Consider the following 21417-nt stretch of genomic DNA (forward strand, 5'->3'; position numbering starts at 1 on the left):
AGCCGAGTTCTGCTTCCCTCCCCCATACCATGGGGGAGGTGCCCGAAGGGCGGAGGGGGCTGCCAGCGTTTGCAAACGACACCAAAACCGTTTTCCCAAACCGGACCCCACCGAAGAGGCGTCGTGCCCTGCCGGGAAAAGCCGAAGCCTTACGGCCCTGTAGCTCGCCTTTGGGCTCTCGCGCTGTAACTCCCTATCAGACCCCCCCGAAAAGGGGCATGAAGGCGCCGCCCGTTGGTGTCTCGAAAGGAACCCGATGCGCATGCTACTGCCCCTTCTTCTGACCCTCAGCCTCGCCGCCTGCGGCGGCGACCGGTCCCGTCCCGATGTGGCGGCGGCCGCCGTGATCCAAGCGGAGGGACAGGCCGAGGCGCTGGTGGCGGGGGGCTGCTTCTGGTGCGTCGAGTCCGACCTCGAGAAGCTCGACGGCGTCGAGGAGGTCGTCTCCGGCTATGGCGGCGGGACGAGCCCCATGCCGACCTACAAGAACTACGAGCGCGGCGGCCACCGCGAGGTGGCGCTGGTGCGCTACGACCCCAGCGAGATCAGCTACCGCGAGCTGATGGCGTTCTTCCTACGGACGATCGACGTGACCGACGATGGCGGCCAGTTCTGCGACCGCGGCTACGGCTACACCACGGCTGTCTACTACGAGACCGAAGAAGAGCGCGAGATCCTCGCGGAGTTGAAAGCGGAGGCCGAGCGCGAGATCGGCGACGAGGTGGTCACCCCCATCGAGAAGCGGACCACCTTCACCGCCGCCGAGACCTACCACCAGGACTACTACAAGAAGAAGCCCCGTCAGTATGCTGTCTACCGCAGCCTTTGCGGCCGCGACCAGACCGTGCGGCGGCTTTGGGGCGAGGCCGCCGGTGAGCGCCTCGCCGCCAAATAGGAGCTAGGCGGATGGTCTGGAGGCGATCAGCACGCCTCCCAAGAGCACCAGAAAGAGAACGTTCGTCGCGATATTGAGCGGGAAGCCCCAGAAGGCCGAGACCCCGCTGTCGAGCACGAACCAGACGGTCAGCCCCATAAGGCCTGCGTTCCAGATCGCTCTCTTCTCAACCTTCATGGCGATGACGAGCGTCGTGATCCAGCCGGTCATCACCGCGCCGATCAGTCCGTAGGCGAAGTTGATGTAGCGGTCCGTCAGATCCGCCTGAAGCTCCGCAGGCCGCTCGCCGCCGAAGAACATCGCCTCGAACGGGAAGACCCGCGCGAGCTGCGGCAACACGGCGAAGAAGACCAGATAGGCGATGAACCCGGCCATGATGCGGCGCCCGGTCCGGGGCCGAAGGGCGGGGCTTCTACCGGCCGTAGGGGCGGAGAGGGTGGCTGACATGGGTACCTCCTTCGTGTCGTCCTCCCTCGGCTTTTCGGGCTGAGAGGTGCGGAACACCATGACCTCGGAGGTCATGGACAGCCCCCACCATGCCCGGCACAACGGCTCCATGTTCGGTGAAGAGCTCAAAAGGTGGCGCGCCATCAGGCGGATGAGCCAGGAGGACCTCTCGGGCGCCTCCGAAGTTTCCGCCCGCCACCTGTCCTGCCTCGAACGGGGCATTGCGAGGCCGTCGGAGAAGATGGTGCTGCGCCTTTCCGCCGCCCTGTCGCTGCCCTTGCGGGAGCAGAACGGGATGCTGCATGCGGCAGGCTACGCGCCGAGATGGCAGGACGGGGGCGACGAAATCCCGCCCGCGCTGAAACCGGTGATCGACCGGCTTCTCGAGGGCTGTCCGGACCCCGCCTATATCCTCAACGCCCATTACGAGGTGATGCACTGGAACAAGGCGGGGCTGATGGTCCTGGAGCTGATCAAGCCCGGCATCAGAAAAGGCGACGACCTGGCCGCCGCCTTCTTCGGTGACGGGCCACACCGTGAGACCATCTCCAACTACGGCGAGGCGGCGGGGTTCTTCCTCACCCGCCTGCGTGCCGAGGCCGCCGATCAGGGCGAGGACTCCCCCCTCTGGAAGACCGTGCGCCGAGCCGAGGCTGACGAAGCGATCACCATACCGCCCACCGGCGGGGCGGCTTCCCTGCCGGTCATGCCTATAGAGGTCGTCCTGGGCGGACAGACCCTTCGCCTGCTGACGGTCCTTCTCACCTTCGGCTCCCCGCAGGACGCGATGGTGGAGCAGCTCACCATCGAGCAGCTCTTACCCGCCGACGAGGAAACACGCGAGGCGCTGCGCCGGATGAGCGAGGGGCTGGCTCTGGCAGGCTAGGGCCTTGGGCTTCGGCGTCCTAGAGGAGCTCGTTTCTCCCTTTGGCCTGCAGCTCCTCGACGATTCTTTTGACGTCCTGGCTCCGATCCGTGGGCAGAATGAGAACCGCATCCTTCGTGGCCACCACCGTCAGCCCCTCCACCCCGACTGCCGCCACCATGGGAGCATCGGCGGAGGTACGGATGAAGGTGTTCTCGCAGTCGATGCCGATACACCCCTCGCCGATCTTCTGCCCGGCGAACTGCTGCGCCGCCGCCCAGGAGCCGATATCGTTCCAGCCGATGACCACTGGGCTGACGACGGCCGCCTTGGAGGTCTTCTCCATGATGGCGTAGTCGATGCTGTCGCCCTCGACAGCGGCGAACTCCTCTTCAGGCAGACGAACCACGCCCCCCTCGCGGGACGCCGCCTCGAACGCCGCTTTGGTGGCTGCGAGAAGCTGCGGCGCATGGGCTTCCGCCTCGGCGAGGAGGTCCGCTGCGCGGTAGAGGAAGATGCCCGCGTTCCAAGTGTAGCCGCCCTCGGCCAGGTAGCCCTCCGCCGTCTCGCGGTTCGGCTTCTCCACGAAGCGCTCGACGCGGTAGACGCTGTCCGTCAGCGCTTCTGCCTGTTTGATGTAGCCGTAGCCGGTCTCAGGGCCGTCCGGCGAGATGCCTAGGGTGACGAGATAGCCCTTTTCGGCTGCGGCCTGCGCCTTCTTCACCGCCGCGCGGAAAGCTTCGGGATCGGTGATGTGGTGGTCGGCCGGAAGCAGGAGCACGAGGCTGTCCGGTCCGTGTTCCTCCGCGAGCAGCGCCGCCACGATGGCAGCAGGCGCGGTGTTGCGGCCCACGGGCTCGAGCACGACGGTCCCCCTCCCTTGGAGCGTGTCCTGGATCGCCTCCAGGTGAGCGCCCGAACCGATAATGATGGGGTCGGCATACTCCTCGCCGGAGGACCGCTCCAACGTCTCGGCCAGCATGGTCCGGTCCGTGACGAGGGTCTGAAACTGCTTCGGCGCCGCCCTGCGGGATAGGGGCCAGAGCCGCGTCCCCGTTCCTCCTGCCATGACGACGGGTATGATCGTGCTCATCTTCAGCTCCTCTTGCCACGCCGGGAGAACAAGGTTGCGCGCTGCCGGTCAAGTGGCGGCAACGCCAGCTAGGGGGTTCGGTTTGCATGTTTCTTCGGTGGAGAGGCAGCCTTCGGCTGAGCGCGTCTTCGTTGTTTGCAGACAGAAGGAGACTTGAGCCCTGATGGCTCCTCCCCCTCAGCCTGCCGGCAGCTCCCCCTCGGAGAGGGGGAGCGAGATAGAGAGCGGCGTTGGTTCTGCTTCCCTCCCCCACTGGTGGGGGAGGTGCCCGAAGGGCGGAGGGGGCAGCGGCGGCCGTAAACGAGACAACCACAATTGATAGACCGCACACAGCCCACCGCTCACCCTCACTCGACATCNGGCGGCCGTAAACGAGACAACCACAATTGATAGACCGCACACAGCCCACCGCTCACCCTCACTCGACATCGAAGATGTCGATCTCTCCCTAAGGGAGAGATGAGGTGCTCACCCCCAGCGGTGTTGCCTCTCCATTTCTCTGCAAATGCGCACGAATAGACTCGGCTTCGTGAAAGACCCGCAACCTAACCTCAAGCTGCTACACATCTCACAATTCTCACGCAATAGTGAGGACATAGGCAGGCAGAGCTAGGGTTCGGGCACGCAGGCAGTCAGGGCGTCAGGCGGAGAGCAGGCCGCCTGTTCGGCCACAATGTCGCCGCAAGATCGGCTCCGTTCCGCCTCGAGCAGAGACCATGCTTCCGCCCTGATGGGTGGTCGCTTTGTTGAGTGAAGGGGAGAGACGGTATGTTCTCCAGTCGGATCCTGATGGGCGCCGCGTGCGCCGCGCTTCTCACCGGATGCCAGGGCGGCGGTTCGAGTGAGGGAGAGGTGCCCCAAGAGCGCACGGACGCTCCGGTCGAGACCCCCGCCCAGAAGGTAGAGGTGGACCCCCCTATTCCCCCGTCGCCCTCGGACAAGATGAGCCAGGGTGAAGCCGTCGCCTTCTCCCAGCAGGCCGCCTTCGGCGCCAGCTCGAGCGAGCTCGACGAGCTGCGCCAGATCGGTCCCGAGGAGTGGATCGAGCGCCAGATCGACACCCCCCGCCTGCCCTACACGCTGAGGGTCCAGGGCATGGAAGAGAGCCCCCGCGCCCGCGACTTTCAGGTGTTCTTCTGGGAGCGCGCCATCCACGGCGACGATCAACTCCGCCAGCGGATGACCTTCGCCCTGTCGCAGATCGTGGTCATCGGCGTGACCGACGGCACGCTGTCGAAGTCGCGCGAGAGCTTCGCTCTCTATGCCGATCTTCTCAACAGGGAGGCGCTGGGCAACTACTGCGACCTCATCAAGAAGGTGACCTACACCCCCTCCATGGGCCAGTACCTGACCCATCTGGGCAACCGGAAGGCGGACCCCGAGCGGGGCTATGTGCCGGACGAGAACTACGCCCGCGAGGTGATGCAGCTCTTCACGATCGGCCTCGACGAGCTCGACAGCGCCGGGCGTAGCCAGGGCCGCCCCTCCTTCACCGAGGAGGATGTCGAGGCCTTGGCGGCCGTGATGACCGGCTTGAGCTGGCAGGGCACCGACTTCAACAGGCCCAAGGTGTCCGAAGACAACCGCTACCGCCCCATGGCGGCGTTCGACGAGTACCACGAGGACGAACCGAAGGTCTTTCTCGGCCGCTCGATCAGCTTCGGCGCCAATGCCGAGGCCAGCATCGACGAGGCGTTGACCCACCTCCTCTCGCACCCCAATGTCGCGCCCTTCATCAGTAAGCAGCTCATCCAGAAGCTGGTCAGCTCGAACCCGAGCCCGGACTATGTGCGCCGGGTGGCCGAAGCCTTCGAGGCCGGGCGCTACACCATGGCGAGCGGCGCTACCGTGGGGACGGGCAAGCGCTGCGACATGGCCGCGACGGCCGCGGCGATCCTCCTTGACGAGGAAGCGCGCACCCCCGGCCTGAACCCCGACGGCGGCAAGCTGCGCTCGCCGATCCTGCGTCTGGCCTCGTTCCTGAGGGCCTACCGCCGCGACAATGAGGTCTCGCGCGAAGGCGTTGCCCCCTATGCCTGGCAGCTTCAGTGGCTGTCAGACGGCTTGAAGCTCGGTCACAACGCCTTCGCCTCCCCGTCGGTCTTCAACTTCTACAGGCCAGGCTATGTGGCGCCCGGTACCGCTTCGGCGGAGGCGGGGCTGGTCGCGCCGGAGTTTCAGATCGAGACCGCCCCTGCCAGCGTCGGCTATATCAATTTGATCGCCGACTACGCCTACGCGGCGCGCACGTCCGATACCCAGCCGGACATGCTGCTTCTCAACTATGACAGGCTCGATTCCCTTGCGGACGATCCCGAGAAGCTGGTCGCTGAGATCGAGCGTGTGCTGATCGGAAGGCGGCTTCAGGAGGAGGTGCGCCAGGACATTCTGCGCGCGGTCGACCTCGTCTGGTACGGCGGCGACAAGCCCGAGCGCGGACTCGCCAACCGCCGCCGGATCGCGCTCACCATGGCGCTGACCTCCCCCGACTACATGGTCCAACGCTGAGCCGAGGTGACAGAGATGACGGATTTCTCCAGACGCAGCTTTCTCAAGACCTCCGCCCTGGGCCTGACCGCCTCGGCCTTCATGCCTCTCCCCGTGCTCGCGCAGGGCGGGGGCGGCTACAAGGCGCTGGTCTGCATCTTCCTCTATGGCGGGGCGGATACGCACGATGTGCTGATCGGCCAGGACGAGGGCTCCTACCAGGCCTGGGCGGCTGCACGGGAATCGATCGTGGGCCGCTACGGGGAGGGCGAGCTGCCGACGAGCCGCGAACGCAGCGCGCTCCTGGCCCTTCCGGGTACGGCCGGTCAGCCGACCGTGGGCCTTCCCCCCGAGATGTCGGCGGTGAAGGAGCTCTTCGACCAGGGCCAGCTCGCCTTCGCCGCCAATGTCGGCCCGCTCGCCGAGGTGACCGACCGCGCGGGTGTCAAGAACAAGACGGCGCTGCTGCCGAACAAGCTGCGCTCGCATAACGACCAGCAGTCGGTCTGGCAGACCTTCGGCACGGAGGGCGCTCGGATCGGCTGGGGCGGCAGGCTCCTCGACAGGTCCGGAACAAACTCGGCCTACGCAGCGATCTCGACCAGGGGCAACGCCGTCTTCCTCAGCGGGGACGACGTCCGTCCGACCCAGATCCCCTCGAACGGCAACATCAAACAGGCCTGGGGGACGGGCGAGAAGCACTTCGGCTCCGAAGAGCTCGCCTCGATCATGCGCGCCCACTATGCGAGGACCGCGGACGGCTCCCAGAGCCCCTTCATGCGGGACATCGCCCGCTCGAGGGCCAAGGCGGTCGCCACCACCGCCGAGCTTGCACGCCTGATGGAAGGCGCCACCTTGGGCGACACCGTGCGTATCGAGGGCAACGGGCTTTCCCAGCAGCTCGGCACCATCGCCGACCTCATCCAGCTTCGCGGCGATCTCGGTACGGACCGCCAAGTGTTCTTCGCCGGTATGGGCGGCTGGGACACCCACCGCGAGCAGCACCTCAAGATGCCGGTGCTGCTCAACCAGCTCTCCGAAGCCATGGCGTCGTTCCAGCGCGGGCTCGATGCCGCGGGCCTGTCCCAGATGGTGACGACCTTCACCGCCTCGGATTTCGGGCGGACGCTGATCAACAACTCGGCGGGCACGGACCACGGCTGGGGCTCGCACCATATGGTGATGGGCGGCGGCGTCAGCGGCGGGCAGATCGCAGGCACCGTTCCCTCCTTCGAGGAGGAACACGACCACGACTTCCGTCGCGGTGCCCTCATCCCCACCATGGCCACGGAGCAGTACGGCGCCGAGCTCGGACGCTGGTTCGGCCTGTCGGAGGGCGACCTCGACCTCGTCTTCGCCAATAGAGGCCGCTTCGACCGGACGCCGCTGGGCCTCCTCGCTTAGGCCCTACAAGATCAGGGCGCGGATGCCGTAGGCCACCGTACTCACCGCCAGGACGCCTGCCGCCCAGAGGCCGACGAACCACAGCCACTTGCGCAACGGTTCGGGCAGGCGGGCCATCAGTGGTAGCCCTCGTTCGGATCCATCTTGCCGCGGAACACCCAGTAGGCGTAGCCGGTATAGGCGAGGATGATCGGAATGAGGACGCAGGCGCCGACGAACATGAAGATCTGCGACTTGAACGGGGTCGCGGCATCGGCGATCGTCACCTCGGTGGGGATGATATAGGGGTACATCGACACCCCCAGCCCGGCAAAGCATAGGGCGAAGAGCGACAGCGCCAGGATGAAGGGCCTGTACTCGTGCTTGTTCACGGTCAGGGAGCGGAACATCAGGAAGGCGATGGCTGCCACCGCCAGCGGTACCGGCGCGGTGATCAGGATGTTGGGGAAGGTGAACCAGCGCTGGTAATAGGCGTTCTCCAGGAACGGGGTAGCGAGGCTCGCGGCTAAGATAAAGCCGATGGTCCCGATGCCGAAGGTCCAGGCGAACTTGCGCGCGCGCTCCTGAATGTCGCCTTCGAGCTTCATGACGAGCCAGGTGGAGCCTAGAAGGGCGTAGCCGACCACCACCGCGACACCGGTCATGAGAGAGAAGGGCGAGAGCCAGTCGAACCAGCCGCCGCCGTAAGCCCTGCCGTCCACCTCGATGCCCTGCAGCAGCGCGCCTAGCGCCACCCCTTGAGAGAAGGCCGCAACGACGGAGCCGCCGATGAAGGCGAGGTCCCAGTATCTCAGCCAGCGCTTGGTCCGCCAGCGGTACTCGAACGCCACGCCGCGGAAGATCAGGGCCAGGAGCATGGCGATGATCGGCGCGTAGAGCGCGGGCATGATGATGGCGTAGGCCATGGGGAAGGCGGCGAAGAGCCCTCCCCCGCCCAAGACCAGCCAGGTCTCGTTACCGTCCCAGACGGGGGCGACCGAGTTCATCAGGAGGTCGCGCTCCTCCTTCTTCGCAAAGAGGGGGTAGAGGATGCCGAGGCCGAGATCGAAGCCGTCCAGCACCACATAGATGAAGACGGCGGTCGCCAGGAGAAACGCCCAGGAGTTCGCGAGCCAGATCGAGACTTCCATGTGATGCTACTCCGCGGGTCCTGGTTCGGGGTGGGGGGTCTGCACGCCCTCGGCACCGACCTGGGCGGCGGGGGTGATGCCGGAGGTCCTGATCGGACCGTCGCGGGTCTCCTCCATCGTCTCCTCGCCGAGATGCGGCGGGGTGTGCATCAGACGCAGGATGTAGAAGACGCCCGCGCCGAAGACGAAGAAGTAGATGACGATGAAGGCCATCAGCGACGCCCCCACCGCAGGCGCGGCCAGGGGGCTGACGCTGTCGACCGTCCTGAGCTGTCCGTAGACGGTATAGGGCTGGCGTCCCACCTCGGTGGTGATCCAGCCGGCGATGACCGCGACGAGGCCCGCCGGGCTCGTCAGAAGCGCCGCGCGGTGGAGCCATTTGTTGTCGTAGAGGCCCTTCCGCCAGCGGGCATAAAGGCTGAACGCGCCGACGCCGAGCATGAGGAAGCCGAGGCCCACCATGATGCGGAACGACCAGAAGACGATGGCCACGGGGGGCTGCTCGTCATCGGGGATCGTATCGAGCCCCTCCATCGGCGCGTTGGGGTCGTGCTCCAGGATCAGCGAGCTGAGCTTGGGGATGCCTACGGCGTATTTCAGCTCCTGGGCCTCGTCGTCGGGGATACCGAAGAGGTAGAGGGGTGCGCCTTCGGGGTGGCTTTCGTAGTGCCCCTCCATCGCCATCACCTTCTGGGGCTGGTGCTCCAGCGTGTTGAGGCCGTGAAGGTCGCCGAGGACGATCTGAAGCGGCGCCACGATGGCTGCCATCCACATCGCCATGGAGAACATGGTGCGCACGCCGGGGTTCTCGCGCTGACCCCGCAGGAGGTGGTAGGCCCCTACCCCGCCGATGATGAAGGCCGTGGTGAGGTAGGCCGCCGTCAGCGTGTGGGCGAGGCGGTAGGGGAAGCTGGGGTTGAAGATGATCTCCATCCAGTTGACCGGCACGAACTGCCCCGTTTCGCTCACGGCGAAGCCCGCAGGCGTGTGCATCCAGGAGTTCACGGAGAGGATCCAGGTCGCCGACAGCGCCGTGCCGAAGGCGACGGCGAGGCAGGCCACCATGTGAAGGGTCGGCCCCACCCGCTTGCGTCCGAACAGCATGATGCCGAGGAAGCCCGCCTCCAGGAAGAAGGCCGTCAGCACCTCATAGGCCATGAGCGGCCCCAGCACCGGTCCGGCGATATCGCTGAACACGGACCAGTTGGTGCCGAACTGGTAGCTCATGGTGATGCCGGAGACGACGCCCATGGCGAAGGCCACGGCGAAGATCTTGATCCAGAAGTTGAAGAGCCGGAGATAGGCCTCGTCCTTCTTCCAGAGGTAGAGACCGTTCAAGACCGCCAGATAGCTCGCCAGCCCGATCGAGAAGGCCGGGAAGATGAAGTGGAAGGCGACGGTGAAGGCGAACTGGATCCGCGCCAGAAGGACAGCGTCGAACTCGGCGAACATGGGCATCTCCCTGAGCGCCCGCCGCCCCGGCGCGCGCCGCTCAGCTCCTGACCCCTAGGTGGGCCGAAGGCGCCTCGGTGCAAAGCGACATTTGCGCTCATGCGCAACTATCGCTGCCATGAAACCCGGTAGACGGTGCGGGAGCGGAAGGTCTCGCCGGGCAGGAGCGCGGTGCTGGGAAAGCCCGGCTCGTTGGGGCTGTTGGGGAAGGCCTGCGTCTCGAGCGCCGCCCCTGCGTGGGGCGCGAATCTCGGCCCGGAGAGCCCGTCCCCGGTATAGACCTGCAGCCCTGGACGATCGGTGACGACGTCGAGGCGCCGCCCGCTCGCCTCGCAGGTGAGGCGCGCCGCAGGCTCGTCCCGACCGCCGCGCAGGACGAAATTGTGGTCGAGGCCGCCTGCGCCGATGACTTGGCTGAGCGGCACGGGGCGCCGCAGATCGGTCGGGCCGCCGACCTCCTCGATGGTCCCGGTGGGGATGCCGTCGTCGTCGGCGGGGGTGTAGCGGTCGGCTGCCACCTGGAGGCGGTGATCCGCCACCGTTTCCTCCGCACCGAGATTGAAGTAGCCGTGGAAGGTGGGGCTGAAGACGGTTGGCCCCGATGTCCTGGCCGTGGTCTCGAAGGTCAGTTGCGCCACGCCGTCCTGGGCGGTCAGCGTCAGGACCGTCTCCGTCTCCAGCCTGCCCGGAAAGCCCTGGTCGCCGTCCTGCGAGACGAGCCGCAGGGCGAGCTGCGCCTCCCCTGTCACCTCCCCCTCCCAAAGGCGCTCGGAGAACCCGTCCTCGCCGCCGTGGAGGGTGTTGCCGTTCTCGTTGCGGCTCAGCTCGTAGGTCTCTCCGCCCAGCGTGAACCGCCCACCGGCGATCCGGTTGGCGTAGCGGCCGACCAGGACGCCGATATACTCCGTATCGGCCACATACTCCTCGAGGGTATCGAAGCCGAGGAGGATGCTCGACGCGCCGTTCCTGCCCGGCACGATAAAGGACCTGACCGCGCCGCCATAGCTGAGCACCTCGACCGAGCAGGGACCGGCTTCGAGCCTCCAGAGCAGCACCTCCCTCCCGTCCGGCATGGCGCCGAAGGAGCGCTTTGTGACCGACCCCGTCACAGCGGCAGGGCCTCGGCCAGTGTACCCTCCGCAAGCGGCGTATCACCAGGCTGGCAGACGAGACAGGACGCCGCCGCGAGAGGGGTGAGGAGGGCGCTGTCGCCGTGCGGGTCGATATGGAGCTCGCCCTCCGCCATCGCGGCACGGTGCCAGGTCGTGCGCATTCCTGGAGGCGGCAGGGCGGCGGCGAGGGGCGCCCTCATGCTCTCCGTGAAGACATGGCTGCCCCGGCCCGTCAGCGTCCCGATCAGCGGCGCGACCAGCAGCCTCGCCGTCACCATGGCCGATGCCGGGTTGCCGGGCAGACCGGCGATCAGGGTGCGTCCTGCCCGCGCGTGCCAGAAGGGCTTACCGGGCCGCACGTCGATACCGGCGAAGCGCTCCTCGGCCCCTGCCTCCTGGAAGGCTGCGCGGAGGAGGTCCTTCGCACCCACCGAGGCGCCGCCAATGGTGACGATCAGGTCCGCCTCATCGGCAAGCCGCCGGGCTGCCTCGGTCACGGCAGCGAGGTCGTCTCGCAGGTGAAGCCGCCGGGTCACCTCGCCGCCCCACTGCCTGATAAAGGCGGCGATGCCGTAGGAGGCCGCGTCGATGATCTCCGCCGGTTGCGGCTCCCCGCCTGGGGGAACCAGTTCGTCCCCGGAGGATACGATCGCGATCCTCGGCTTTGTGGTGACGCAGAGCTCCGCATGGTTGGCCGCCGCCGCCAGCGCCAGGGCTGCGGGGGTCAGAAGGGTTCCCGGTTTCAGCACCGCGTCCCCTTGTCCGAAATCGAGCCCGGCGGGACGGATGAAGCTCGCCTCGCTCGGCTCTTCGGTGAGGGTGGCTTGGCCGTCTTCCTCGCGCACGATCTCCTGCACCACCACCTTGTCCGCGCTGGCGGGCACCACCCCGCCGGTGAAGATGCGCACCGTCTCGCCTTGGCTGAGCGCCCCTTCATAGGGAGCACCCGCCGGGGCTTCGCCCACCAGCTTGAAGGGGCCGGGCAGGTCGGCCTTTCTGATCGCGTAGCCGTCCATGGCCGAGAGGGCGGAGGGGGGCTGCGCCCGGTAGGCAGCCACCTCTTCCGCGAGCACCCGCCCGAGGGCGTCATCGAGAGGCAGGCGCTCCGTACCGAGCGTACCTGCGCCAGCGAGGAGACGTCTTCTGGCCTCGTCCAGTGAGAGAAGCGGATTTACCATGCTAGGCCTCCCTCCTTTCCCAGTCGCCCGACTTCCCGCCGGTTTTCTTCAGCAGGCGGACGCCTTCGATGACCATGTCTTTCTGAACCGCCTTGAGCATGTCGTAGAGGGTGAGGCAGGCGACGCTTGCCGCGGTCAGCGCCTCCATCTCCACGCCTGTCTGGCCGGTGGTGCGCGCGGTCGCGGTCACGACGAAGCCCGGCAGGCTCTCATCGGGCTCCGCCGTGACCTCGCAGGAGGAGAGCGGCAGGGGGTGGCAAAGGGGGATGAGGTCCGAGGTGCGCTTCGAGCCCTGAATGCCCGCCAGGACGGCGACCTGCCGGGCGTCCCCTTTCCTGCCGCCCTGCATCGCGACCTCCAGGGTCGCCATGCTCATCCGGATACGCCCTTCGGCAACGGCCTCTCGCGCCGTCGAGGGCTTGGCCGAGACGTCCACCATGCGCGGGCGGCCATCCGTATCGAGATGGGTGAGCGTGCTCATCGCTCGCCGAGCCGGGGCAGGATGTCGACGAGGTTGCAGGGGCGGTGGCGGCTGTCGAGCTGCGCAACGATCACTTTGTCCCAGCCGTCGCGGCAAGCCCCCGTGGAGCCCGGCAGGCAGAAGACGAAGGTGCCGCCCGAGCCGTCCCCCTTACGGACGATGCCGGCGCAGGCGCGGCTTTGAAGGGTGGAGAGGCCGACGCTTTCGAACGAGACCTGGTGGAAGATCACCGAGAAGCCGTCGATCTCCTTGGCGAAGAGCGGCCTGACCGCCTCCACCGTGACGTCGCGTCCCGTCAGGCCGGTGCCCCCGGTGGTGATGATCGCGGCGACCTCGTCATCCTCCGCCCAGTCCCGGACCATGCCTGCGATCCGCTCGGCATCGTCCGGCACGATGGCCTTCGCAGCCACCCGGTGGCCCGCGCTCTCGATCCGCTCACGGAGGAGCCCGCCGGAGGTGTCGTCCTCCTCCGTCCTCGTGTCGGAGACGGTGAGAACGGCAATGCCGATGGGTTCGAAGGCGATGCTCTCGTTGATTCCGTATGCCATGCTTCTTAGCCCGTCCACCTCTCTCTATCTTCGATATCCCGCGCCGTCGGCTCGACCCAGCGGGAACCCTCGGCGGTCTCTTCCTTCTTCCAGAAGGGTGCTGCGCTTTTCAAATAGTCCATCACCATGTCCGCCCCCTTGAAGGCTTCGCGCCGGTGGGGAGCGGCAGCGGCTACAAGCACGATCGGCTCCCCCGGCACCATCCGGCCGATCCGGTGGATGATCAGAAGACCGTTGAGACCGAAGCGTCTCACCGCGTCCTGCATGAGCTCCCCTATCCGGCGCTCTGTGTACCCTTCATAATGGCTGAGGGTCAGGCTCTTCGTTCCGCCGCCCCTGACGATGCCGGTGAAGCTCACCAGCCCGCCCGCATCCTGCAGCGAGCGGCGAAAGCGTTCCAGCGCCTCCTCCGGTTCGAAGGGCGCGGCCGGAAGGCGAAGCTCGATCATCCGCCTGACACCGGGGGCAGGAAGGCCAGCTCTGACGCGCCTTCGAGCGCGGCGTCCCCCTTCACCACGCGATCGTCCAGCACATAGACCGTGCTCGGAGCACGAAGGAGCGAAGCCAGCTCGTCGTCCTCTACGGTCAGCCTCTCCACAGCGTCGGCTACCGTCACAAGACCTTCTTCGGAGAGCTCGCGGGGCGGTCCCGCCCGCTCGCCGATCCTGCCCAGAAACACCACCTTCATCCCTCACCCCCCCGTCGTGTTCATGCCGCGCGTGACGGCCTGCGTTCCGGCGGCGTAGGCCTCCTCGAAGCCGTGCCGCTCCGGCTTGCCGAGCAACGCCCTGTCGATCGTGTCGTCAAGAGCCTGCCCGTCACCGCTGCGCAGCACCGAGCGCAGATCGGTACCGTCCTCCTGACCGAGGCACAGGACCAAACGCCCCGTTGCGGTCACCCTCACCCGGTTGCAGCCCTCGCAGAAATTGTTCGTCAGCGGGGTGATGAAACCGAGCCTTCCGCCCGTCTCCGCAACCTCCCAGTAGCGCGACGGCCCGCCCGTGCGGTGAGCCGACGGCGTCAGGGTCCAGCGCTTTTCCAGCTCCTCCCGAACCGCTGATAGTGGTAGGAACTGCCGCCGTCTGTCCACGCCCGTTTCGGCCATGGGCATGACCTCGATGATGCTGACATCATGCCCCTCACCGTGAGCCCAGGCGATGATGCCGGGCAGCTCCTGCGCGTTGTCCTCGCGCAGCGCCACCACGTTGATCTTGATACGGATGCCCTGCTGATGCGCCGCGCCGATCCCGTCCAGCGCCTTCGAAAGGTCCCCGCCCCTGGTCACCCGCCGATAGGTTTCAGGATCGAGGCTGTCGAGGGAGACATTGATCCGCCTCACGCCGCTGTCGGCCAGAAGCACTGCATGCTGAGCCAGCAGGGTGGCGTTGGTGGTGAGGGTTAGCTCATCGAGCGCGCCGCTGCGAACGTGGCGCCCTAGCCTTCGGACGATGCCCGCGAAGTCCCTTCTGACCAGCGGCTCGCCCCCGGTGAGCCTCAGCTTGGAGACTCCTCGGCTGATGAAGGCCTCCGCCAGCCGGTCGATCTCGTCCGGGGTCAGAAGGTCCCTTCTAGGCAGAAAGTCGGGACGCTCCGCCATGCAGTAGGTGCAGCGTAGATCGCAGCGGTCCGTCACCGACAGCCGCAGATAGCTGATGGTCCGCCCCATACCGTCGGTGAGAGGCCTGGCTATCGGCTGTCCGTCATAGGCCATCAGAAGAGCTCCATCTGGACGAGCGCGCGAAGAAGAAGGCGGCAGGCGACGACGAGGATCAGCACGGCCGTCAGTCGGCGGAGGAGTTCCTGGGAGAACCGCACCGAACCGAGGAGCGCCCCCGCCTGCCCGCCGATAAGCACCGCCAAGAGCAGCGGCCAGAAGCTGGCCGCCTCGCCAAGGGCGCCGGTCCCGGCGAGCTTGGAGAACTGCCCCGCCATGCCCGCCGCCGAGTTGACGAGGATAAAGAGCGATGCGGTGCCTGCGATCCGGCGGGCTTCGTCCCAACGGGTCAGATACAGGAGGGGAGCCAGAAAAATGCCCCCGCCAATGCCCACCATCCCCGACAGAAGACCCAAGCCCCCGCCCATCACCGGCTCGCTGACGCGGTAGGCGGAGGGTCTGGGTAGCGCCGCCGCGGACAGGCTAGCAGGCTTCCTCGGAACAGGCGTCAGCATCAGGCACCCCGCCGCAAGAAGCGACACCCCCAAGAGCAGAAGGAAGAGGGTCTCGGGCACAGCCAGGCTGCCCCCGAGCCAAGCCAGCGGAACCGAGGCGGCGCAGAGGGGAAGCGCCTTGGCCCAGGGAAGGGCACCGGCCTTGGCGAACCGCCAGACCCCGCCGCTGACCACGGCGATGTTGCAGCTCAGCGAGACGAGGGGAAGGACGCGGTAGTCCGTGTCCGCCGCCGCGAGAAGCGCCGTGTAGGTCGAGCCCCCGCCAAACCCCACGCTGGCGTAAAGGGCCGCCGTCAAAAGGAAGAGGATGGCAAGGACGCCGGCGCTCATGCGGCAGCCTCCTCAAGGTCCTGAACGGTATCGACATCCCTCAGCTCACCCCGCAGCGCATCTACGAAAAGGGGAGCTGTCTCCTTCCGCCTCAACAAAGACCCGGCCCCCTGGTCTCCCTCCAGCGCCTTGAGTTCAGCGAACCAGGAGCCCGGAAAGCAGGCGGGCGGCGCGACCAGCTCGCCGTCGCGGGAGAGGCAGGGGCGGTCATCCGTACAGGTCTTCAGCACCTCCTCGGCGTGCCTCGCCGAGACAAGCGGCATATCCGCGAGAAGGATTAGCAAGCGGTCAGCCTGCTGCTCGGCCGCATAGGCAGCTCCGATGGCAAGGCTCGTCCCCTGGCCCCGCTCGGGCGCAGGCTGATGAATGTGGTCGATTTCGCCAAGCTCGCGCGCCACCGCGTCCGATCTGACCACCGCTGCAAGACCGTCCAGCGGCAGGGAACGTAAGACTTTCGCAGCGTAGGAGACCAGCGGTTTCCCACGCCAGGGCGCCAGCAGCTTGTCCTCCTCGCCGAACCGGCGCGAGAGCCCGGCCGCCAGAAGAAGACCGACGCGCTTCACGACACGGCCCTTAGATGAGAGGGCTGCTCCTGATACGGATCGAGCCACTCACTCTTATAGGCAGCGACGATGTCCGCCAGGACCGAGACGGCGAGGGTCTGCGGGTCGCGAGCGGAAGGGATGAGACCGATGCGCCCGCGCAGACGCGATATCTCCTTCTCTTCCGTACCGAGAGCGCGTAGGGCTTCCTTTCGCGCCTCCGCCGCCCTGGACGAGCCCTGCGCCCCGACCCAGAAGGCCGGACTGCCGAGGAGCTTGCGAAGCGCTGCGGGCTCCCACTCGTGATCGTGGAAGAAGAGGGCGCTTGCGGTCTGGGCATCTACCGGCATATCGGGCATCCGTCCTGGCACGGACAGGTTCTTCGCGCCGATCACACCTTCCCCGGCCAGCCTTCCGAGCAGCGGAGCGTCGGGGGAGTAGATCAGCACGTCGTAGCCTCCGCCGAGCGCCAGGCGGCAGAAGGCTTCCGCCTCCTCCCCCTTGCCGATCACGACGAGGCGCAGGGGCGGGACCAAGGGCGCGGCGAACAGCTCTCCGTCGTACCCAGCCTGCTGCAGCGGGAGGATGGAGAGCACTCCACCGCGATCAATACCCAGCGCGAAGGCCTCGCGCTCGGCTATACGAGCCGCGGCCTCGCGCAGCACTCCATCGTCAGGGGACGGCAGAAGCAGCACGTCGATCCCCGCCCCGCAAGGCAGGGTGATATCGCGGTAGGGAGACCCCTCACCAAGCCGGACCGTGCGCGGCTCCCCCTCCCTCAGCGCTTCCAGCGCCAGGGCACGTAGGGCCTCTTCGGCGCAGCCAGAGGAGATACTGCCCGCTCGCTCGCCGTCCGGGGCTACGGCCATGAATGAGCCCACGGGCCTGTAGCTCGAACCCGTCACTTTCGTCAGCACGCAAAGTACCCCGCCCCTCTCCGAGAGGAATGCGAGGGGGTGTTGGCGCGGGGCCGGCTCTGGTGGGGCGTGATGCACGCCGGAGCATAACGGCCCCGAACGTCCGCCTTCAACGGGGCGCGCTGCTCAAGGCGCCGCCAGGGCCTTCACATTCGCGCGCTCGGCCTCCGTTGCCTTCTCGGCGGCCAGGATCACCCTCTCGCAGGCGCTCAGCAGCTCGGCCCCGCGCTCGGACAGCCTGGCCCCGCCGCCGCCCTCGCCGCCTGCCGCCTTCTCCACCACCGTGAAGCCTGCCGCGGTGTTCAGCTCCTCGGTCAGCTTCCACACCCGCCGGTAGGACATGCCCAAGGCTTCAGCCGCCCTGCGCAGCGACCCCGCCTCCCGAAGCGCCCGCATCAGCGCCACCTTACCAGGCCCGATCCGCCCCCCGCCGGGCAGGTCAAGACGGATGGAGAGGGTGACATCGCCCGTGCTCATACCCGAAAGACTGGCCCGCCCAGCCCTCCGCCGCAAGCAGCTGAAACGTTTGCCAGACAGCCGGCCTCTGGTAGCCCTAGCGCTTCGGCGGGAGCGGGCAGGCATGGACATCGAAGACTTCATCGAGCGTTGGAAGGGTTCCGGCGGGGCGGAGCGCTCCAACTTTCAAAGCTTCGCTGCCGAACTCTGCCAGCTCTTGGGCGTCCCTACCCCCGACCCGGCGAAGCCCGAGAACGCCCACAACGACTACGTCTTCGAGCGCTCGCTGAAGGACCCCGTGGCGAACAGCACCAAGTTCGTGGACCTCTACAAGCGCGGGCACTTCGTCATGGAGGGCAAGCAGTCCGCCCCCGGCGGCAAGGAGGACGAGAACCAGCTTCGCCTCTTCATCGCGTCGGAGGGCGTGAAGGCAGGCCATGCCGAGCGCAACACCCGCAAGTGGGACCGGGTCATGCGCGCCGCCTTCAACCAGGCGAGGGGCTATGTCGGCATCCTGCCCGAGGGCCATGCCAGCCCGCCCTTCCTGCTGGTGGTGGATGTGGGCCACGCCATCGACGTGTTCGCGGATTTCTCAGGGCGGGGCCGCTACGACCTCTTCCCGGACAGAAAGCGCTACCGCATCTGGCTCGACGATCTGCGCGATGAGAAAGTCAGGGACCGTCTGCGGACGATCTGGACCGACCCCTACAGCCTCGACCCAGCCAGGGAGAGTGCCGAGGTCACGAAGGACATCGCCGAGCGCCTGGCCAGGATCGCCAAGCAGCTCGAGGCGCGCCGCAACGATGACGGCACCCCCCGCCACGAGCCCCAGGAGATCGCCGAGTTCCTGATGCGCTGCCTCTTCTGCATGTTCGCGGAGGATGTGGGCCTTCTCCCCGACCACCGCTTCGAAAAGCTTCTAGAAGAGAGCCGCGAGCGCCCCCTCGACAAGTTCCCCGCCGCCATCGAGGCTTTCTGGCGCGCCATGGATATTGGCGGCGATATCGGCTTCAGCGGCGACAAGTTCCGCAAGTTCAACGGCCGCCTCTTCAAGAACGCGGTCGCGCCAAAAGTCAGCATGGACACCATCGCCGAGCTCCTGGCGGCGGCCAAGCGCGACTGGCAGGCGGTGGAGCCAGCCATCTTCGGCACCCTGCTGGAGCAGGCCCTCGACCCCCGCGAGCGCAAGGAGCTCGGCGCCCACTTCACGCCCCGCGCCTATGTGGAGCGCCTGGTGGTGCCCACCATCATCGAGCCGCTCACGGAGGATTGGAACGCGGCGCAGATCGAGGCGGACCTTCTGGAGCGCAAGGGCGACCACGAGGGCGCGCTCGACGCCATCCGCAGCTTCCACCGCCAGCTCTGCAACACCCGCGTCCTCGACCCCGCCTGCGGCACGGGCAACTTCCTCTATGTGGCGCTGGAGCTGATGAAGAAGCTCGAGGGCGACGTCCTCAACGTGCTCGAGACCTACGGCGGACAGCGAGACCTCGACTTAGACGACGCTACGGTGGAGCCAAGCCAGTTCTTCGGGTTGGAGATCAACCCGCGCGCTGTGCCGATCGCCGAACTCGTTCTGTGGCTTGGCTATCTCAAGTGGCAGATCGCCAATGGCGGCATAGACAGCATCACACCGCCAGTCTTGAAAGCGCATGGCAACATACGGCAGCAAGACGCCCTCCTCGCCTATCACGACAAGACCCTGCAAAGGGACGAGCACGGAAGACCCATCACCCGCTGGGACGGCCACACCCTCAAGAAGCACCCCGTCACCGGCGAGGACGTGCCGGACCCGGACGCCCGAACCGAGGCCTACACCTACGAGAACCCCCGCCGTGCCGAGTGGCCCGAGGCGCATTTCGTGGTCGGCAACCCGCCCTTCATCGGCGGCAAGGACCTGCGCCGCGAGCTCGGCGACGGCTATGCCGAAGCGCTTTGGAAGGCGAGAAAGGACGTGCCCGGCGGCGCCGACCTCGTCATGCATTTCTGGGACGAGGCGGCAACCAGGCTCCTGCGCAAGCCAAGTACGGCTGCGAAGAAGAAAGGCGAGACCAACCCCCTCAGGCGTTTCGGCTTCATCACCACCAACTCCATCACCCAGACCTTCTCCCGCCGGGTCATCGAGCGGCACATGGCCGCGAAGGACCCCCTCCACCTCGCCTTCGCCGTCCCCGACCACCCCTGGCTCAAGGCGACGGACAAGGCCGCCGTGCGCATCGCCATGACCGTGGCCGAGCCGGGTACGGAGGAAGGCACGCTGGCCGAGGTCACAAGCGAGAAAGGTCTGAACACGGACACACCGCTGGTGGAGCTGGAGAGCGAGAAGGGGCTGGTCAAGGCGAACCTGACGTTGGGGGCGAACCTCTCTGAGGTTGTTCCCCTACTAGCAAACTCTCTGGTTGTCGCTCGAGGTGTTCAGACCGTGGGAACGGGATTCATTATCGAAGCACCCATGGTCCGAAAGTTCTCAGAGTCTGAACAAGGAGTGATTGTTCCCTTCTTGAACGGAAGCGACTTAATGCAGAAATCCCGCAATGTCCTCGTGATCGACACTTTCAATCTGTCTAAAGATAATATTCAAGAAAGGTATCAGGGGATTTATTCTCATTTGCTGGAGCATGTTTGGCCAGTACGGCAAACCAATAATCGCCCTTCATATAAGGACCGTTGGTGGCTGTTTGGGGAACCGAGCTTAATCTATCGGGAGGGTGTAGCCCCGCTGGACAGATTCATAGCTAGCTCTCGTACGGCCAAACATCGAGTCTTCTCTTTCCAATCATCTCGGTCAGTGATGGAGAGTAAAGTTATTACGGTAGCGTTGGATACTGCAGAGTCGCTAGCGGTTTTGAGCAGTCGAACTCATATTGTCTACGCGAACGCAGCGGGCGGCTGGCAAGGAGCTGGCAATGATCCCGTGTATCAGCATACCGAAACCTTCGACCCCTTCCCCTTCCCCAATCATCCCTCCCCTGACCGTCTGGCGCAGCTGGGCGAGCGGCTCGATGCTTTCCGTAAGGAGCGTCTGGAGGATTGGGACTGGCTGACCATGACCCGCCTCTACAACGCGCTGGAGCGCTACCGCGAGGCCATGGCTGGTCACGGCGATCTCACGGAAGAAGAGCGCGACATCCATGAGCGGGCGCAGGTGTCGATCCTCGCGGACCTCCACGACGAGATCGACCGGGAGGTCTTGGGCGCCTACGGATGGTCGGACCTCGAAGGCGCCCTCGTCGGCAAGCCCGGCGGCACCACCCCCAGCCAGCTCAAATCGAAGGAGCAAGAGGAGGCCGAAGAAGAGCTCCTCACCCGCCTCGTCGCCCTCAACAAGAGCCGCGCGGAGGAGGAGGCGAGAGGCCATGTCCGCTGGCTCCGCCCCGACTACCAGATCGAGAAACTAGGCCACAAGGTTCCGGGTGCCGAAGATAAGAAGAAGGCTGCCGAGGAGGCCGTACCCGCGGCGGTCAAGCCTTCCTGGCCCAAGGACCCCTTCGAGCAGATCAAACAGGTCCGCGCCCTCCTCCAGGCCGCCAGGAAACCCGTCACGACGGAGACCCTGGTGGTCAGCTTCAAACCCAAGCTCACCAAAGCCCGCACCGAGCGCCTGGGGGACGTCCTAGCCTCCCTCCAGGAAAACGGCCTGGCCTACGAGACAGAAAACGGCTTCACCGCAGCCCGCTAGGCGCAGGGGTAAGCCCTCCACCAAACACCCTCCAGCGCGCAACGCTAGAAAGGGAAGGCACCCGACCGGGTGCCCGGACCGGCCAGGTCCGCCCCGCCGGAGGCGCTGCGCGCCGTGAGGCAAAAAACCGCGAAGCAAGGCACCCAAGCGGGTGCCCGAGCCCAATGGCTCGCGCCGTCGCAGCGCCCCTGCGCGTGAGACAAGAAAGTGGTGCCTGGGGCGGCATGGGATT

At 66.4% G+C, this 21417-nt stretch carries 21 protein-coding genes; 5 read left to right on the plus strand and 16 right to left on the minus strand.

Annotation, left to right across the window (positions count from 1 at the left end; translation table 11 throughout):
- Window positions 1-262 precede the first annotated feature (262 nt).
- Entirely contained in the window at window positions 263-895 is a 633-nt protein-coding gene (gene msrA / locus NOG11_RS05540) for a peptide-methionine (S)-S-oxide reductase MsrA (RefSeq protein WP_256618696.1), read from the plus strand.
- Window positions 896-898: 3 nt separating this feature from the next.
- Here the strand turns inward: msrA and NOG11_RS05545 are convergent, their stop codons facing one another.
- A complete protein-coding gene (locus NOG11_RS05545) occupies window positions 899-1417 on the minus strand; it encodes a hypothetical protein (RefSeq protein ID WP_256618697.1) in 519 nt (172 codons plus the stop codon).
- Here NOG11_RS05545 and NOG11_RS05550 point away from each other — a divergent pair.
- Complete coding sequence (locus NOG11_RS05550) at window positions 1401-2228, plus strand: helix-turn-helix domain-containing protein (protein ID WP_256618698.1); 828 nt, start codon at window positions 1401-1403, stop codon at window positions 2226-2228. The two genes, NOG11_RS05545 and NOG11_RS05550, sit on opposite strands and share 17 nt — an antisense overlap.
- Before the next feature lie 19 nt (window positions 2229-2247).
- Here NOG11_RS05550 and NOG11_RS05555 read toward each other — a convergent pair whose 3' ends face one another.
- On the minus strand, window positions 2248-3300 hold the full coding sequence (locus NOG11_RS05555; RefSeq protein ID WP_256618700.1) for a mannose-1-phosphate guanylyltransferase/mannose-6-phosphate isomerase: 1053 nt from the start codon (window positions 3298-3300) through the stop codon (window positions 2248-2250).
- Between the two features lie 768 nt (window positions 3301-4068).
- On the opposite strand from NOG11_RS05555, the gene NOG11_RS05560 reads away from it, so the two are divergent.
- Together NOG11_RS05560 and NOG11_RS05565 are read left to right on the plus strand one after the other, a co-directional pair.
- A complete protein-coding gene (locus tag NOG11_RS05560) occupies window positions 4069-5808 on the plus strand; it encodes a DUF1800 domain-containing protein (protein ID WP_256618701.1) in 1740 nt (579 codons plus the stop codon).
- A gap of 15 nt (window positions 5809-5823) precedes the next feature.
- Window positions 5824-7191, plus strand: coding sequence for a DUF1501 domain-containing protein (locus NOG11_RS05565; protein WP_256618702.1), 1368 nt, complete (start codon window positions 5824-5826; stop codon window positions 7189-7191).
- A 3-nt stretch (window positions 7192-7194) separates the two neighbouring features.
- Here NOG11_RS05565 and NOG11_RS05570 read toward each other — a convergent pair whose 3' ends face one another.
- From NOG11_RS05570 to NOG11_RS05635, 14 genes are all read right to left on the minus strand, one after another.
- Window positions 7195-7308, minus strand: coding sequence for a DUF2474 domain-containing protein (locus NOG11_RS05570; protein WP_256618703.1), 114 nt, complete (start codon window positions 7306-7308; stop codon window positions 7195-7197).
- On the minus strand, window positions 7308-8321 hold the full coding sequence (gene cydB, locus NOG11_RS05575; RefSeq protein ID WP_256618704.1) for a cytochrome d ubiquinol oxidase subunit II: 1014 nt from the start codon (window positions 8319-8321) through the stop codon (window positions 7308-7310). The genes NOG11_RS05570 and cydB overlap by 1 nt, the downstream gene beginning before the upstream one ends.
- Before the next feature lie 6 nt (window positions 8322-8327).
- Window positions 8328-9773 (minus strand): cytochrome ubiquinol oxidase subunit I, encoded by a 1446-nt coding sequence (locus tag NOG11_RS05580; protein ID WP_256618705.1) that lies wholly within the window; start codon window positions 9771-9773, stop codon window positions 8328-8330.
- A gap of 107 nt (window positions 9774-9880) precedes the next feature.
- On the minus strand, window positions 9881-10882 hold the full coding sequence (locus NOG11_RS05585) for an aldose epimerase family protein (RefSeq protein WP_256618706.1): 1002 nt from the start codon (window positions 10880-10882) through the stop codon (window positions 9881-9883).
- Window positions 10879-12063, minus strand: coding sequence for a molybdopterin molybdotransferase MoeA (locus tag NOG11_RS05590; RefSeq protein ID WP_256618707.1), 1185 nt, complete (start codon window positions 12061-12063; stop codon window positions 10879-10881). Before NOG11_RS05590 ends, NOG11_RS05585 begins: the two co-directional genes overlap by 4 nt.
- A gap of 1 nt (window position 12064) precedes the next feature.
- Entirely contained in the window at window positions 12065-12544 is a 480-nt protein-coding gene (gene moaC, locus NOG11_RS05595) for a cyclic pyranopterin monophosphate synthase MoaC (RefSeq protein ID WP_256618708.1), read from the minus strand.
- Complete coding sequence (gene moaB, locus NOG11_RS05600; protein WP_256618709.1) at window positions 12541-13092, minus strand: molybdenum cofactor biosynthesis protein B; 552 nt, start codon at window positions 13090-13092, stop codon at window positions 12541-12543. The genes moaC and moaB overlap by 4 nt, the downstream gene beginning before the upstream one ends.
- Window positions 13093-13097: 5 nt before the next feature.
- Window positions 13098-13541 (minus strand): molybdenum cofactor biosynthesis protein MoaE, encoded by a 444-nt coding sequence (locus tag NOG11_RS05605; protein WP_256618710.1) that lies wholly within the window; start codon window positions 13539-13541, stop codon window positions 13098-13100.
- Window positions 13538-13780: a MoaD/ThiS family protein gene (locus NOG11_RS05610; RefSeq protein ID WP_256618711.1), complete on the minus strand. Its 243-nt coding sequence runs from the start codon at window positions 13778-13780 to the stop codon at window positions 13538-13540. The genes NOG11_RS05605 and NOG11_RS05610 overlap by 4 nt, the downstream gene beginning before the upstream one ends.
- A 3-nt stretch (window positions 13781-13783) precedes the next feature.
- Window positions 13784-14803, minus strand: a complete 1020-nt coding sequence (gene moaA / locus NOG11_RS05615) for a GTP 3',8-cyclase MoaA (RefSeq protein WP_256618712.1) — start codon at window positions 14801-14803, stop codon at window positions 13784-13786.
- Complete coding sequence (locus tag NOG11_RS05620; RefSeq protein WP_256618713.1) at window positions 14803-15591, minus strand: sulfite exporter TauE/SafE family protein; 789 nt, start codon at window positions 15589-15591, stop codon at window positions 14803-14805. The genes moaA and NOG11_RS05620 overlap by 1 nt, the downstream gene beginning before the upstream one ends.
- Entirely contained in the window at window positions 15588-16154 is a 567-nt protein-coding gene (locus tag NOG11_RS05625; protein ID WP_256618714.1) for a nucleotidyltransferase family protein, read from the minus strand. Before NOG11_RS05625 ends, NOG11_RS05620 begins: the two co-directional genes overlap by 4 nt.
- Window positions 16151-17128 (minus strand): XdhC family protein, encoded by a 978-nt coding sequence (locus NOG11_RS15120; RefSeq protein ID WP_256618715.1) that lies wholly within the window; start codon window positions 17126-17128, stop codon window positions 16151-16153. The genes NOG11_RS05625 and NOG11_RS15120 overlap by 4 nt, the downstream gene beginning before the upstream one ends.
- Window positions 17129-17176: 48 nt before the next feature.
- Window positions 17177-17527 (minus strand): winged helix-turn-helix domain-containing protein, encoded by a 351-nt coding sequence (locus tag NOG11_RS05635; RefSeq protein ID WP_256618716.1) that lies wholly within the window; start codon window positions 17525-17527, stop codon window positions 17177-17179.
- Between the two features lie 103 nt (window positions 17528-17630).
- Between NOG11_RS05635 and NOG11_RS05640 the strand changes: the two genes are divergently transcribed.
- Window positions 17631-21185, plus strand: a complete 3555-nt coding sequence (locus NOG11_RS05640) for a class I SAM-dependent DNA methyltransferase (protein WP_256618717.1) — start codon at window positions 17631-17633, stop codon at window positions 21183-21185.
- Window positions 21186-21417: the final 232 nt, after the last annotated feature.

Origin of the sequence: Parvularcula maris (assembly GCF_024505085.1) — a bacterium.
GTDB lineage: Bacteria > Pseudomonadota > Alphaproteobacteria > Caulobacterales > Parvularculaceae > Parvularcula > Parvularcula maris.